13 protein-coding genes are annotated in these 12,888 nt (G+C 68.7%); 4 read left to right on the plus strand and 9 right to left on the minus strand.

From position 1 onward, the window contains the following. The first annotated feature begins 71 nt into the window (after positions 1 to 71). Both ilvD and V3B41_RS05275 read left to right on the plus strand, forming a co-directional pair. The gene (gene ilvD / locus V3B41_RS05270; RefSeq protein WP_295547516.1) at positions 72 to 1,910 is read left to right on the plus strand and encodes a dihydroxy-acid dehydratase; all 1,839 of its coding nucleotides are present in this window, start codon (positions 72 to 74) and stop codon (positions 1,908 to 1,910) included. Between the two features lie 73 nt (positions 1,911 to 1,983). Beyond that, a complete protein-coding gene (locus V3B41_RS05275; protein ID WP_065428067.1) occupies positions 1,984 to 2,574 on the plus strand; it encodes a hypothetical protein in 591 nt (196 codons plus the stop codon). A gap of 69 nt (positions 2,575 to 2,643) precedes the next feature. Here the strand turns inward: V3B41_RS05275 and dinG are convergent, their stop codons facing one another. From dinG to aroE, 3 genes are all read right to left on the minus strand, one after another. Continuing rightward, a complete protein-coding gene (gene dinG, locus V3B41_RS05280; protein ID WP_329860335.1) occupies positions 2,644 to 4,746 on the minus strand; it encodes an ATP-dependent DNA helicase DinG in 2,103 nt (700 codons plus the stop codon). 167 nt (positions 4,747 to 4,913) lie between these two features. Then, complete coding sequence (locus tag V3B41_RS05285; RefSeq protein ID WP_049428559.1) at positions 4,914 to 5,267, minus strand: hypothetical protein; 354 nt, start codon at positions 5,265 to 5,267, stop codon at positions 4,914 to 4,916. Between the two features lie 3 nt (positions 5,268 to 5,270). Beyond that, complete coding sequence (gene aroE, locus V3B41_RS05290; protein ID WP_049428561.1) at positions 5,271 to 6,116, minus strand: shikimate dehydrogenase; 846 nt, start codon at positions 6,114 to 6,116, stop codon at positions 5,271 to 5,273. Positions 6,117 to 6,164: 48 nt separating this feature from the next. Here aroE and V3B41_RS05295 point away from each other — a divergent pair, with 48 nt between their 5' ends. Further along, positions 6,165 to 7,028, plus strand: a complete 864-nt coding sequence (locus V3B41_RS05295) for a PD40 domain-containing protein (protein WP_100443714.1) — start codon at positions 6,165 to 6,167, stop codon at positions 7,026 to 7,028. A gap of 82 nt (positions 7,029 to 7,110) precedes the next feature. On the opposite strand, the gene V3B41_RS05300 is transcribed toward V3B41_RS05295, so the two are convergent. From V3B41_RS05300 to V3B41_RS05315, 4 genes are all read right to left on the minus strand, one after another. Then, complete coding sequence (locus V3B41_RS05300; protein ID WP_049428564.1) at positions 7,111 to 7,380, minus strand: hypothetical protein; 270 nt, start codon at positions 7,378 to 7,380, stop codon at positions 7,111 to 7,113. 32 nt (positions 7,381 to 7,412) lie between these two features. After that, a complete protein-coding gene (gene hemB, locus V3B41_RS05305) occupies positions 7,413 to 8,402 on the minus strand; it encodes a porphobilinogen synthase (RefSeq protein WP_049428566.1) in 990 nt (329 codons plus the stop codon). 19 nt (positions 8,403 to 8,421) lie between these two features. Beyond that, a complete protein-coding gene (locus tag V3B41_RS05310; protein ID WP_049428569.1) occupies positions 8,422 to 9,339 on the minus strand; it encodes a bestrophin family ion channel in 918 nt (305 codons plus the stop codon). A gap of 122 nt (positions 9,340 to 9,461) precedes the next feature. After that, a complete protein-coding gene (locus V3B41_RS05315; RefSeq protein WP_005411548.1) occupies positions 9,462 to 9,710 on the minus strand; it encodes a hypothetical protein in 249 nt (82 codons plus the stop codon). A 184-nt stretch (positions 9,711 to 9,894) separates the two neighbouring features. On the opposite strand from V3B41_RS05315, the gene V3B41_RS05320 reads away from it, so the two are divergent. After that, the gene (locus tag V3B41_RS05320; RefSeq protein WP_014038879.1) at positions 9,895 to 10,359 is read left to right on the plus strand and encodes a hypothetical protein; all 465 of its coding nucleotides are present in this window, start codon (positions 9,895 to 9,897) and stop codon (positions 10,357 to 10,359) included. A 135-nt stretch (positions 10,360 to 10,494) separates the two neighbouring features. On the opposite strand, the gene V3B41_RS05325 is transcribed toward V3B41_RS05320, so the two are convergent. After that, on the minus strand, positions 10,495 to 12,294 hold the full coding sequence (locus V3B41_RS05325) for a DUF885 family protein (RefSeq protein WP_197619412.1): 1,800 nt from the start codon (positions 12,292 to 12,294) through the stop codon (positions 10,495 to 10,497). Between the two features lie 67 nt (positions 12,295 to 12,361). Further along, positions 12,362 to 12,877 (minus strand): cytochrome c oxidase assembly factor Coa1 family protein, encoded by a 516-nt coding sequence (locus V3B41_RS05330; RefSeq protein WP_049428574.1) that lies wholly within the window; start codon positions 12,875 to 12,877, stop codon positions 12,362 to 12,364. Positions 12,878 to 12,888: the final 11 nt, after the last annotated feature.

The following is a 12,888-nucleotide window of genomic DNA, read 5'->3' on the forward strand; positions in this document are numbered from 1 at the left end:
CAGCAGCAACCGAAAAAATTGGCCATGATCAGGCGACCCCCACGTCGTACGGCCCGCCCGTTCCGCCAGCCATGCCCGAATATCGTTCCCGCACCTCCACCGCAGGCCGCAACATGGCCGGCGCCCGCGCCCTGTGGCGTGCCACCGGTATGAAGGATGGCGACTTCCACAAGCCGATCATCGCCATCGCCAACTCCTTCACCCAGTTCGTGCCCGGCCACGTACACCTGAAGGACCTCGGCCAGCTGGTCGCGCGCGAGATCGAACAGGTCGGCGGCGTCGCCAAGGAATTCAACACCATCGCCGTGGACGACGGCATCGCGATGGGCCACGACGGCATGCTGTACTCGCTGCCCAGCCGCGAGATCATCGCCGACTCGGTCGAATACATGGTCAACGCGCACTGCGCCGACGCACTGGTGTGCATCAGCAACTGCGACAAGATCACGCCCGGCATGCTGATGGCCGCGCTGCGCCTCAACATCCCGGTGGTGTTCGTCTCTGGCGGCCCGATGGAAGCGGGCAAGACCAGACTGTCCGAGCACAAGCTGGACCTGGTCGATGCGATGGTGGTGGCCGCCGATGACAGCGCCTCCGACGAGAAGGTCGCGGCGTTCGAGCGCAGCGCCTGCCCCACCTGCGGCTCCTGCTCGGGCATGTTCACCGCCAACTCGATGAACTGCCTGACCGAAGCACTGGGCCTGTCGCTGCCCGGCAACGGCACCACGCTGGCGACCCATGCCGATCGCGAGGCGCTGTTCCGCCGCGCCGGCCGCCTCATCGTCGAACTCTGCCATCGCTGGTATGGCGGCGAAGACCCGAGCGCGCTGCCGCGCGGCATCGCCACCCAGGCGTCGTTCGCCAACGCGATGGCCCTGGATATCGCCATGGGCGGTTCCACCAACACCATCCTGCATCTGCTGGCCGCGGCGCAGGAGGCAGAGGTGGACTTCGACCTGACCCACATCGACGCGCTGTCGCGGCGCGTGCCGCAGCTGTGCAAGGTGGCGCCGAACACGCCGAAGTACCACGTCGAGGACGTGCATCGCGCTGGCGGCGTGTTCGGCATCCTCGGCGAGCTGGACCGCGCCGGCCTGCTCGATACCTCGGTACCGACCGTGCACAGCACCAGCCTGGCCGACGCGCTGGAACGCTGGGACGTGGTGCGCAGTGACAACGACACCCTGCATACCTTCTTCAAGGCCGGCCCGGCCGGCATTCCCACCCAGGAGGCCTTCAGCCAGGCCACGCGCTGGCCGACGCTGGACATCGACCGCGCCGAAGGCTGCATCCGTTCGCTGCAGCACGCGTATTCGCTGGAAGGCGGCCTGGCCGTGCTGCGCGGCAACCTCGCGCTGGATGGCTGCGTGGTCAAGACCGCAGGCGTGGACGAGTCGATCCACGTGTTTGAAGGCCCCGCGCGCGTCTACGAAAGCCAGGACGCCGCCGTCGCCGGCATCCTCGCCGACGAAGTGCAGCCGGGCGAGGTGGTGGTGATCCGCTACGAAGGCCCGAAGGGTGGGCCGGGCATGCAGGAAATGCTGTACCCGACCAGCTACCTGAAATCGAAGGGACTGGGCAAGCAGTGCGCGCTGCTCACCGATGGCCGCTTCTCCGGTGGCACCTCGGGCCTGTCGATCGGCCACGTCTCGCCGGAAGCCGCCAGCGGCGGTGTCATCGGCCTGGTGGAAGACGGCGACCGCATCCGCATCGACATCCCCACCCGCCGCATTGATCTGTTGCTGGATGAGGCCACGCTGGCCCAGCGCCGCGCCGGCGCCGACGCGCGTGGCTGGAAACCGCGCGCACCGCGCCCGCGCAAGGTCACCAGTGCGCTGAAGGCTTACGCGCTGCTCGCCACCAGCGCCGACAAGGGCGCCGTGCGCAATACCGCCCTGCTCGGCGATTGATCCCGATGCGGTAGTGCCGGCCGCTGGCCGGCATCTGGGCGCATCATGTGCAACCCTGTACATGGACGTCACGATGCGCTTCGGCCTGATGCTTTTCTCATGGGTGATCGCCGCACCTGTACTCGCCGGCGAATGCCAGTTCGACAATCGCGCCGAACTGCTGGCGATGCCACCCGATGCATTCAATCAAGGGCCCGGGGAGGGCTGGGACGCACTTGTCGAGCGCGCAGGCTGCCAGTTGGAACTGGCTGACCTGTTCGCCGCATACCGGCGCCAGGCCAAGGCAAGCGGCCACCCAGAGCTGGCCTGGCACGAGGCGCAACTGCGTGCCTACGAGGGGCAACGCGATCCCGCCAGCGCACTGATGCGGTTGACGTACAAGCCTGCCGACGCCGATCCGGAGGGTTGGAACCTCTACGTGGATGCGACCATCGCCTTTCTGGATGACGACCTGCCGGCACTACGACGTGCGCGCGCGCGCTTGGCCGCCCTGCCGCTGCCACCCGGTACCACGCTCAGGGAAGGGATGGTCGAGATGCGTAGCGCGCAGGGCCTGCAGCACGTCGCATGGCCACCGCGGCTGAAGGCGGTGGACGACCTGATCCGCTGCATGTACCAGCCCTACGCACTGGCGTCCGACTCATGCCCGCAGTCGCAGGACTGAAAGGCGAAACGACCCTGCTCGCGCGACGGGGTCAGAGCCCTTCCGGCGGAAGGGATCTGACCCCGCTCCTCAGCCGATGGTGCGCTTGAACGGCGGCAGCGCGTCGATGATGCGCTTGCCGTAGCGGCGGGTCAGCAGCCGCGAATCGAGGATGACCACGCGGCCGGTATCGGTGGAGGTGCGGATCAGACGGCCGGCGAACTGGGTCAGCGTGCGCAGGGCGTGCGGAATGGCGATCAGGTTGAACGCATTGAGCCCGCGTCCCTCGAACCATTCGCTGAGCGTGGCGGTCTGCGGGTCGGTCGGCACCGCGAACGGCACCTGGGTGATCACCACCGTGGTGCAGGCCTCACCCGGCAGGTCGAGGCCTTCGCCGAAGGAGTTCAGGCCGAACAGCACCGAGCCCTCGCCCGCCGCGACGCGGCGCAGGTGTTCGTCGATCAACCGGGTCTTGGACATCTCGCCCTGCACCAGCACCTGCTTGCGGCGCGCGGCCGACATCAGGCCGGCTACCTTCTCCATCTTCCAGCGCGAGGTGAACAGCACCATCGAGCCCTTGGCCCAGTCCAGTTCGGTGTCGAGATAGCGCGCCACTTCGCGTGGATGGCCCTCGCGGTCGTCCGGGGTGACCGGGAATTTCGGCACGATCAGCTCGGCCTGGTTGGGCAGGTCGAACGGCGAGGACAGCGAGACCATCTCGGCGTCTTCGGGAATGCCGTTGTCGATCGCCAGTGACTGGAAATCGCCACCACCGGTCAACGTCGCCGAGGTCATCACCACCGAGTCCACTTCATCCCACAGCAGCTTGCGCAGCACGTGCGCGGCCGACACCGGCGAACCGTGCAGCACCAGGTCGCCGTCGCGGGTGGCGGTGACCCAGCGCGCCATCGGCGGCGCACCGTCCTTGTCCTCGCGACGCCAGGCCTGCCACAGGTTGTACTGCTGCTCGATCATCTCCAGCGCCATGCCCAGGTTGCGCTGCAGGCGCTCGCGCGCGGCGTCGTCCGGCTTGCCCTTGGCCACCTGCGCGGTAGCCGCATGCGCCCAGTTGTAGAGACTGCGGGTATCGTCGGCCAGTGCTTCGATCGGCTCGCGCCAGGCCTCGGGCAGGCGACCGTTGGCGGCGCGCCACATCGGCTCCTCGTCGGCCGGCGCCGGCATCCACACCCGCTCGATGTGGTCACGGAACGCGCGCAACTGCTTGGCCACGTTGCTGGCCACTTCGATCGCTTCGTTCGGCAGCAGGTTGCCGAGGCGATCCTTGTCGACCGCGCGGTAGGCACCAGCGATCAGGATCTGCAGGCGGCCGGTGCGCTTGGCCATTTCATCCAGCGCCAGGCTTGCCGCGCCCTGGTCGATCGCCACGCTGCCGATGTGATGGCCTTCGTCCAGCACCAGCAGCATGTCCGACGGCGGCGCGATCAACGGCTGGCCGTTGTCGCTGTCGCCGATCGACAGTGCCGACAGCAGCAGCGCGTGGTTGGTGACCACGATCTGCGCATCACGCACGGTATTGCGCGACCGCAGCACCGCGCATTGCGCCGAGTAGGCGCAGCGGCGCCCGGCGCAGCCCGAGGCCGGCGTGGTGATGCGGCTGCGCAGGCCGGGACTGATGGTTTCCGGGGCGTTGTCGATGTCACCATCCCAGCTGCCGCCGGTGAAGGCATCGGTCAGGCGCTTGGCGATGTCCATCTCGATCGGCGCCAGTGGCCGGTCGAACAGCGGCGCGTCGTCCTCGAACATGCCGCCCTGCGAGCCCTCGCCCTGCGCCTCGGCGGCATTGCGCGTGCACAGGTAGCGGGTACGGCCCTTGGCCAGCGCCACGGTCGCTTCCAGGCCGGTGGCCTTGAGGAAGTTGGGAATGTCGCGCTCGACCAACTGCGACTGCAGCGCCACGGTGCCGGTGCTGATCACCAGCTTCTTCTTGCTGGCCAGCGCGATCGGCACGCCCGCGGTGAGGTAGCCCAGGCTCTTGCCGACGCCGGTCGGCGCCTCGACCACGCCGACGCCGCCACTTTTGGACAGCGCACGCGACACCACGCCGATCATCTGGCTCTGCGAGCGGCGGGTGGAAAAGCCGGGCGTATTGGCCTGCAGCATCGTGTACGCCTTGCGGATCGCGTCCTTCAAGGAGTCATCGAGCGCGCGCGGAGCGGCGACGGTTTCGGTCACGCCGGGAATTACCGTAGCTGGATCAGGCCGGGCATTGTCGCACGGCCGGCCGCATTCACCGCCGCTGGCACCCTGAACGGGCCAGCGACGACGCGCGCTGGCGGTCACGGTCCGGTGGCCGGACCGTCCCAGGGGCAGATACGCCGGGCATGACCCGGCGCGACCGGTCAGGCGGCCGGGAGCGTACGGGTACGCAGCAGGCGCACCAGCGCCCACACCACCAGCACCACGCCGATGGCCTCGACCATCGCCAGCGCGAAATGCAGCACGCCGAGGATGGCGCTCAGGCTCGACACAGCACTGAAATCACCGCTGCGCACCATCCACATCGGCAGGATGCCCGCCGCCATGCCGCCAAGGCTGGCCAACAGCAACAGCAGCAGGCCGACCAGGGCACCGGTGCGGGTGGCATCGCGCGGTGCGCCGACCACCCAGACCAGGCCCACGCACAGCGCGATCAGCACCGGCAGGCGCACGCCCACCATGCTCAGCACCGTGACCAGCAGGGTTGCGTTGTCCATCGATCAGTCCTCGCCGGCCAGCACGGCCGAGCCCTGGCGCAGCGACTGGTAGACCTCGTCGGTCTGCGGGCGCACACCGTGCCACTGCAGGAAGCTCTCGGCGGCCTGCTCGACCAGCATGCCCAGGCCATCGACCGTATTACGGCACTCCGCGGCGCGCGCCCAGGCCAGGAAGGCGATGGCCGCCTCGCCGTAGTTCAGGTCGACGGCAGTGGTCATCGAGTTGACCAGCGACAGCGGCAGCTTGAACTCGACGTCGCGGTCGCGGCCGGCCGAGGTGGCGTTGACGATCAGTTCGAAGTCGCCCAGCTCGCGCAGGTCTTCCCAGTAGCGGCTGATCGCGCGGCCCGGCTCGCCCATGGCATCGATCAGCTCATCGGCGCGTTCCGGCGTGCGGTTGACCACCACCAGCTCGGTGATGCCGGCATCGAGCAGCGCCGGGGCGACGCTGCGTGCCGAACCACCGGCGCCGATCAGCAGCATGCGGCGGCCGCGCAGGTCCAGGCCATGGCGATCGGTCAGGTCACGCACCAGGCCGATGCCGTCGGTGGTGTCACCGTGCCAACGGTCGCCCTTGCGCAGCAGCGTGTTGACCGAGCCGGCGCGGCGCGCGCGCGCGGTCAGCGTGGTGCACACCGAGAACGCGGCTTCCTTGTGCGGCGAGGTGACGTTGGCGCCGACACCGCCCTCGGCGGCGAAGGCTTCCAGACCGCCCAGGAACGCATCCGGAGCCAGGTCGATCGCGCGGTAGTCGATGCTGATGCCTTCCTGGCGACCGAACACCGCGTGGATCTGCGGCGACTTCGAGTGGGCAACGGGGTGTCCGAAGACGGCGTAACGGTCGGTCATGGAATCCTCAAGCTGGCTAGACTGATGCTCTTTCGTGCACGGACCCGGATGATGCGCATCACCCCGCCCCTGCTGGTGCTTGCCGCCAGTCTACTCTCTGCCCCCGTGGCAATGGCGTTGAACGAGTACGGCATCGAAGGCATGGGCGTGGTCTCGACCCGTGCCGACGAAGGCCGCGCCACGATCAGCGCCGACGGCCAGCGCATCGTGTTCGCGCGCCGCGGCGAGGCCGGCTGGGGCCTGTGGCAGGCACGCGTGGTCGATGGCCGCTGGCAGCAGGCGCAGGCGCTGCCGGTGGGCGTGGCCGGCGAGGCCCGCGATCCCTACTTCAGCCGTGATGGCCGCTGGCTGCTGTTCGCGGCCGGCCGCGAGGGCGCGCTGGCGCTGTACCGCGCCACGGTGGAAGCCGACGGCCAGCTCGGCAAGGCGCAGACCTTGGCGGGCGATGGTGGACGCCGGGAAGAGCGCGGACCGGCCCTGAGCGCGGATGGGCGACGACTGTTGTTTGCCCGCCAGCAGGGCCGGGGCGCCGGCTGGAATCTGTTCGTGTCGACGCTGGATGCCCAGGGCCAGCGCGGACCGGCCACTGCACTGAGCGCGTTGAACAGCGCCGACGACGAGACCGACGGCGACTGGCTGGGCCAGGACGGCGCCGTGGTGTTCAGCCGCGGCAGCGGCACCACCGCACAGGTGTGGAGCAGCGGTTGTGCGTGGACCGGCGTGGCCCTGCAGCCGTTGGGGCTGTCATTCAACCAGACGGGTGGCTGGACCGGCGCGCCGGTGGTCGACAACGCCAAGCCGGGCGAGATGATGGTCGCCAGCAGCGCGGCCAAGGCACCGCGTGCCGGTGGCGTGGACGTGTACCGGTTGGCGGTACCAAAGGTGGCGGCGGTGGCGGGGTGCGTGCGGTAGATCCACGCCACGCGTGGATGGCGCCCGCGAAGGGGTCAGAGCCCTTTCCTGCGGAAAGGGATCCGACCCCGGGCATTGCCCGTCAGCGCGACAACACCCTGGCGCGCTGCTGCTCGTACTCGACCTCGCTCAGCTGACCATTGTCCTTGCGCTGGTTCAGCGCGGCCAGCTCGGCCTGCACGCTCTCCGGCAGGGCCTGCTCACGGGCCACGTGGCGGGCAGCGGAGAGCTGCTCCGGCGGGCGCTTGCCGGCCCGCCAGGCGGCGATGAAGACACCGACGATGATGGCGCCGAACACCAGCGTACCGATGCCCCAGATCAGCCATTGCATCCATCCCAGTTCGGGCCCCATCGCGCATTCCTCCGTCTATCGTGGCGCTATTGTCAGCGCTCGCGCAGCCATCGCGCCACCTGCGGCGCGAAATAGGTCAGCACGCCATCGGCGCCGGCCCGCTTGAAGCCCAGCAGCGACTCCAGCACGCAGGCGCGCTCGTCCAGCCAGCCGTTGGCGAAGGCGGCCTTCATCATCGCGTACTCGCCACTGACCTGGTAGGCGAAGGTCGGCACGCCGAAGGTCTCCTTCACCCGGCGCACCAGGTCCAGGTACGGCATGCCCGGCTTGACCATCACCATGTCGGCGCCCTCTTCCAGGTCCAGCGCGATCTCGCGCAGGGCCTCGTCGCCGTTGGCCGGGTCCATCTGGTAGGTCTTCTTGTCGGCCTTGCCGAGGCTGGCTGCGCTGCCCACCGCATCACGGAACGGACCATAGAACGCCGAAGCGTACTTGGCCGAGTAGGCCATGATGCGCACGTTGATGTGGTTGCCGGCATCCAGCGCGCGGCGGATCGCACCGATGCGGCCGTCCATCATGTCCGACGGCGAGACGATGTCCGCACCGGCCTCGGCATGCGACACCGACTGCTTGACCAGCGCGTCGACGGTGATGTCGTTCAGCACATAGCCCTTGTCATCGATGATGCCGTCCTGGCCATGGGTGGTGTACGGGTCCAGCGCCACGTCGGTCATCACTCCCAGTTCCGGGAAGCGCGACTTCAGCGCGCGGATCGCCCGCTGCGCCAGGCCGTCTTCGGACCAGGCGGCCGATGCGTCCAGCGACTTCAGCGACGGGTCGATCACCGGGAACAGGTCGATCACCGGAATGCCCAGCTCCAGCGCCTCTTCGGCCACCTTCAGCAGCTCTTCGATCGACAGCCGTTCAACGCCCGGCATCGACGGCACCGCGGTGCGGCCGGCCTGTTCGTGCACGAACACCGGGTAGATCAGGTCGTCGGTGGTCAGCGTGTTCTCGCGCATCAGGCGGCGCGAGAACTCGTCGTGGCGCATGCGGCGCGGGCGGTACAGCGGGTGGGACATGGCAGGCTCCGAGGAGTGGCTATTGCAACAGGTAGCCCTGCGGCAGCAGGGGTTCGGGCAACGGGCGTTCGCCTAGCGCATCGAGCTGGTCGATCTCGATCGTGCGCACCAGCGCGTCCAGCGGCAGGTCGTTCGGCTCCAGGCCGAACGGGTCTTCCATTTCTTCGCCCAACTGGTCCAGGCCGAAGAAGGCATAGGCAAGCACCGCAGACAGTACCGGCGTGCCCCAGCCCAGCGAACTGGCCAGGCCGAACGGCAGCAGCACGCAGAACATCCACGCGCAGCGATGCAGCAGCAGGGTGTAGGCGAACGGCAGCGGCGTGGTGAGGATGCGCTCGCAGCCGGCCTGGATCGACGACATCGCGTGCAGGCGCTCTTCAAGCTGGGTATAGAGGATGGGGTCGAGCTGGCCGGCGCGCAGCGCCTGCGCCAGTTCGGCCGCGATCATCGCCAGCAGTGCATCGGGCACGTTCTCGCGCTGGCCCAGCTGTTCGCGCTGGCGCTTGTCCAGCCACGGTAGTGCCGCCAGGGCGACGATGCGGCCACGCAGTCGCGCCGCCAGCGCATGGGCGAACGCAGTGGTGAGGTAGGCGACGCGACGACGACGGCCCGCGTCGTCGGCCAGCAGCAGGTTCACCTGGCGCGCCAGCGAACGCGATTCGTAGACCAGCTGGCCCCACAGCTTGCGGCCTTCCCACCAGCGGTCGTAGCAGGCGCTGTTGCGGAAGCTCAGGAAGATCGACAGCACCAGGCCAAGCAGGGTGAACGGCGTGACCGAAACGCGTTCGATGCCGGTGGGCGGCGCCAGTTCGACCACCGCGGCCACGGCGATGGACAGGATCAGGATGGCCAGCACCTTCGGCGCGATCGCTTTGACGATCGAGCCGCGCAGGATGTACAGCAGTTGCCAGCCGTGGGGACGGGGTCGGATGATCATGGGGCAGCCGCGCGGGGCGCGGATTCACAGGCACGCGGGGGGCTCGCGCAGCCATTCATTGTACGCCCCCGCCCGGCCATCGGCCGTGTGCCTGCGACGCCCGGTCGCACCCGGGACCGGGCTCAGACCACGCCGCCACCCAGGCCAAGGCGCAGGATGCCGACCACCACCACGATGCCGTTCAGGACCAGGCCGGCCCAGGCCCGGCCACGCTTGCTCGGGTGGGTGAACAGGATGCCCAGCGCGGCGATCACCGCGCCCACCGCAGCGAACGGGATCAGGAACCAGTTGCCCCAGCCGAGCAGTGGAATCAGCGCCAGGATCATCCACAACAGCGCCAGTACGCCCCACAACAGACTGATCACACCCATGTCGCTCTCCCGCAGTTGGTTCCTGCCCCAACCATAGACGTTCCCGCTGCCGCCGCCTACTGCCATTGGCGGAGCTGTCACCCGCACCGTGCTAGCGTGCTGCCGTGCGTGCCCTGGCCCGGGTGTTGGCGCCGATTCAGAGTGGCCCGCCGATGATCGCAACCAGTCCTACAGGGGTCGTGCCATGAACATCCGTTGGGCCGCGTTGGCGGCCATCCTGCTGGTCGCCGCTGGCTGTGCCAGCACCTCCAAGGTGATGCTGGGCCGCGCCCGCGCACCGATCGATCCGGCGCTGGTGCAGATCTATTCGACGCCACCGGCCGGCTCCCAGGAAATCGCCCAGCTGGAATCGGCTTCAGCCGTCGGCTTCGGCACCCAGGGCCAGACCGATGCCGCCGTGGCCCGCCTGAAGCGTGAAGCCGCGGCGCTCGGCGCCAACGGCGTGGTGCTGATGGGCGTGGGCAGCAGCGGTTCGCCGGTAGGCATGTCGGTGGGCGCGGGCACGTTCGGCTCGCACGTCGGTGGCGGCGTCGGCATCGGTATTCCGACGACGCAGAAGCGCGCCGCGGGCGTTGCCATCTGGGTGCCGAATCCGGCACCGCCGGCGCGGTTGCCGACACAGGTGATCACGCCGCAACCGCAGCGGTGATGCGGCACTACCGCTGCAACCGACGCATCGCTCTGGTGGGTGCCAACCTTGGTTGGCACGACCCCACAGCGCCGACCAAGGTCGGCATCTACCCACACCGGTTGCCGGCCAGCGGCCGGCACTACCGGGTGGGATTCAGCGCTTGTACTTCGGCACGAACACCTTGTTCACTGCGTCAGCCAGCTGGTCCGGCGGCAGCAGGCCCTGGTCGAGCAGGAAGTTGTTGAACGCCAGGCGGTCGAACTTCGCGCCCAGCGCCAGCTCGGTCTGCATGCGCAGTTCCAGGATGCGGGTATAGCCGTAGAAGTAGCTGCCGGCCTGGCCCGGCATGCGCACCATGTAGCGGTCCAGTTCCTGGGTGGCCATCGCCTTGGACAGGCCGACCTGCTCCATCAGCACGCGCTCGCCGTTGGCACGGTCGGTCAGGCCGAGGTTGAGCATCGGGTCGAGCATCGCGCGCGCAGCGCGCAGCAGGCGGAACTGCAGGGCGATCATCTGCCCGTCCAGCGGCTCGTACGGCACCATCTCGGCTTCGGCATACAGCGCCCAGCCTTCCACGTTCACCGAATTGAACGCGAACATGGTGCGCGCCAGCGACACGCCGCGCTCGACCATTGCGGTGAACTGCAGCTCGTGCCCCGGGCGGCCTTCGTGCGCGCTCAGCGTCCATGCCGCCGCACCGAAGTTGAAGTCGTCGTACTGCGCGCCCGGGCCCGCGGCCGGGTTGCCCAGCGGCAGCACGAAGGTGCCCTGCTGCCCGGTGTTGTTGACCAGCGGGGCCGGCAGGAAGTGCGGCGCCGGGCTGGCCGCGCTCTCGGCGGCCGAGCCCAGGCGCATCTGCATGGCGCGCTTGGGTACGTCGACGATGGCGTGTTCACGGATCAGCGGATCGATCGCATCGATCACCTTGCGGTAGTGGCCTTCCAGGTGATCGTCGGCGATCTTGTCGGCCTTCAGCGCCCGGATCACCGCCACCGGGTCGCTCGGATCAGCCACCTTCAGGCCCTTGTCCTTCACCACCAGCGGTGCCAGCTGCTGCATCGCCGAGCGGGTTTCCATGAACTCCAGCTGCGCGCGCTGCATCAGCAGCTTCGGGTCGATGTCGATGCCGACCTGCTTGAGCTGGTAGGCGTACAGCGGCGCCGGCAGGCGTGCGTCGGCACGTGCTTTCGGCAGCACCTCCCTGCGCGTCCAGGCGGCGTAGTCCTTCATCTGCCCGGCCAGGGTCTTCATCGCCTCGTCGGCGCCGGCGATCTGGTACTTCTTCAGCAGCGACTCGATGCCGGTGACGTAGGTCTCGACGTTGTCCAGCGACTGCTGCACTTCGATCTTCGTCGGCTGCAGCAGGCTGCCGTCCTTCAGCCGCTCTTCGTAGCGCTGGCGGGCCAGCGTGGTGAAGGCGGTGCCACCCGGCTGCAGGCCGGCATAGGCTTTGAGGCGATCGATCGCCTTGGCCCGGCGCTCGGCCGGCACCTGGTCGGACAGCAGCAGGTTGAGGCCGCTGAACACGGTCTGCGGTGCGTCGCTCCACGGCAGCAGGTACTTCTCGTTGAGCTCGCTGCCTTCGATGTTCTGGTTGGCGGCGTGGATCATGATCTCCAGGTCCTGGCGGACGTTGGGATCCTTTTCGGCGGCCAGCTTTGCTTTCAGTTCGTCGCGTGCCTTGGCCATGGCAGCGCGGTAGCGCTTGGCGTTGTCCGGGCCGAGGTCGGCCACCTTGTCGTCATAGCCGGGCACGCCGAAGAAGCCGGTTTCCTCCGGCTGGAACGGGCCCTGCGCATCCAGCAGGATCTGCGCCAGCGCATTGCTGCGGGCGACCCAGGCCGGGCTGGCCGGGGTAGCGGCCTTGGCGGCGGGTGCCGCCAGCGCCGGCGGTGCGGACAGCAGCGGTGCGGCGCTCAGCGCCAGGGCAACAGCCAACGCGATCGGCTTCATGGTGCACTCCAGGACAGGGTTGCCCGCACCCTACGCGCTCACGGCGATGGCGACAATCGGCCGGAGGTCACAACGCGGCGGTCAGCGGGCATTCGCCGCGATCGCGGCAGGCCTGCAGTTCGCACTCGCGTGCAGCCTCATCATCATCCAGCGCCGTCAGGTCGAAGGTCTGCTTGTCCTCGCCCAGCACGTACATCACCGGGTAGTCCCACACGTCATCGCGACGGGTGCCCTGCACGAACAACCGCCCATGCGCGTGCGGTCCTTCCAGGGCCACGGTCAGGCCGACATCACGCTGGCCGTTGATCGCGGTCTGCATGCTGCCCAGCGGCATCGACTCGATGTTCAGCGGCTCACCGAACGCTTCCACCAGTTCGATACTGCAACCGGCGCGCCGCAGCGCCTCGCGCATCGGCGGGCTCTCGCGTGCCGCCTCGCTCCAGCGCAGCACGCTCCAGGTCACCACACCCCCTGCCCCACCCAGCACCAGCACCACCACCAACGGCATGGCCCAGCGCCAGTGGCGGCACCACCAACCGGCGGATGCCGGGTCATGGCCGGGAATCGGCGGTGGCTGGGTCATCGGCGGGCTCC

The organism is Stenotrophomonas sp. SMYL89, from assembly GCF_036319985.1.
GTDB classification, from domain to species: Bacteria; Pseudomonadota; Gammaproteobacteria; order Xanthomonadales; family Xanthomonadaceae; genus Stenotrophomonas; species Stenotrophomonas maltophilia_Q.

Coding starts and splice junctions, on each gene's coding strand:
- V3B41_RS05325 (WP_197619412.1), bottom strand. CDS start 12,294: ATGAAGCCGATCGCGTTGGCTGTTGCCCTGGCGCTGAGCGCCGCACCG.
- V3B41_RS05315 (WP_005411548.1), bottom strand. CDS start 9,710: ATGGGTGTGATCAGTCTGTTGTGGGGCGTACTGGCGCTGTTGTGGATG.
- hemB (WP_049428566.1), bottom strand. CDS start 8,402: ATGTCCCACCCGCTGTACCGCCCGCGCCGCATGCGCCACGACGAGTTC.
- V3B41_RS05295 (WP_100443714.1), top strand. CDS start 6,165: ATGATGCGCATCACCCCGCCCCTGCTGGTGCTTGCCGCCAGTCTACTC.
- V3B41_RS05330 (WP_049428574.1), bottom strand. CDS start 12,877: ATGACCCAGCCACCGCCGATTCCCGGCCATGACCCGGCATCCGCCGGT.
- V3B41_RS05300 (WP_049428564.1), bottom strand. CDS start 7,380: ATGGGGCCCGAACTGGGATGGATGCAATGGCTGATCTGGGGCATCGGT.
- V3B41_RS05275 (WP_065428067.1), top strand. CDS start 1,984: ATGCGCTTCGGCCTGATGCTTTTCTCATGGGTGATCGCCGCACCTGTA.
- V3B41_RS05310 (WP_049428569.1), bottom strand. CDS start 9,339: ATGATCATCCGACCCCGTCCCCACGGCTGGCAACTGCTGTACATCCTG.
- aroE (WP_049428561.1), bottom strand. CDS start 6,116: ATGACCGACCGTTACGCCGTCTTCGGACACCCCGTTGCCCACTCGAAG.
- V3B41_RS05285 (WP_049428559.1), bottom strand. CDS start 5,267: ATGGACAACGCAACCCTGCTGGTCACGGTGCTGAGCATGGTGGGCGTG.
- V3B41_RS05320 (WP_014038879.1), top strand. CDS start 9,895: ATGAACATCCGTTGGGCCGCGTTGGCGGCCATCCTGCTGGTCGCCGCT.
- ilvD (WP_295547516.1), top strand. CDS start 72: ATGCCCGAATATCGTTCCCGCACCTCCACCGCAGGCCGCAACATGGCC.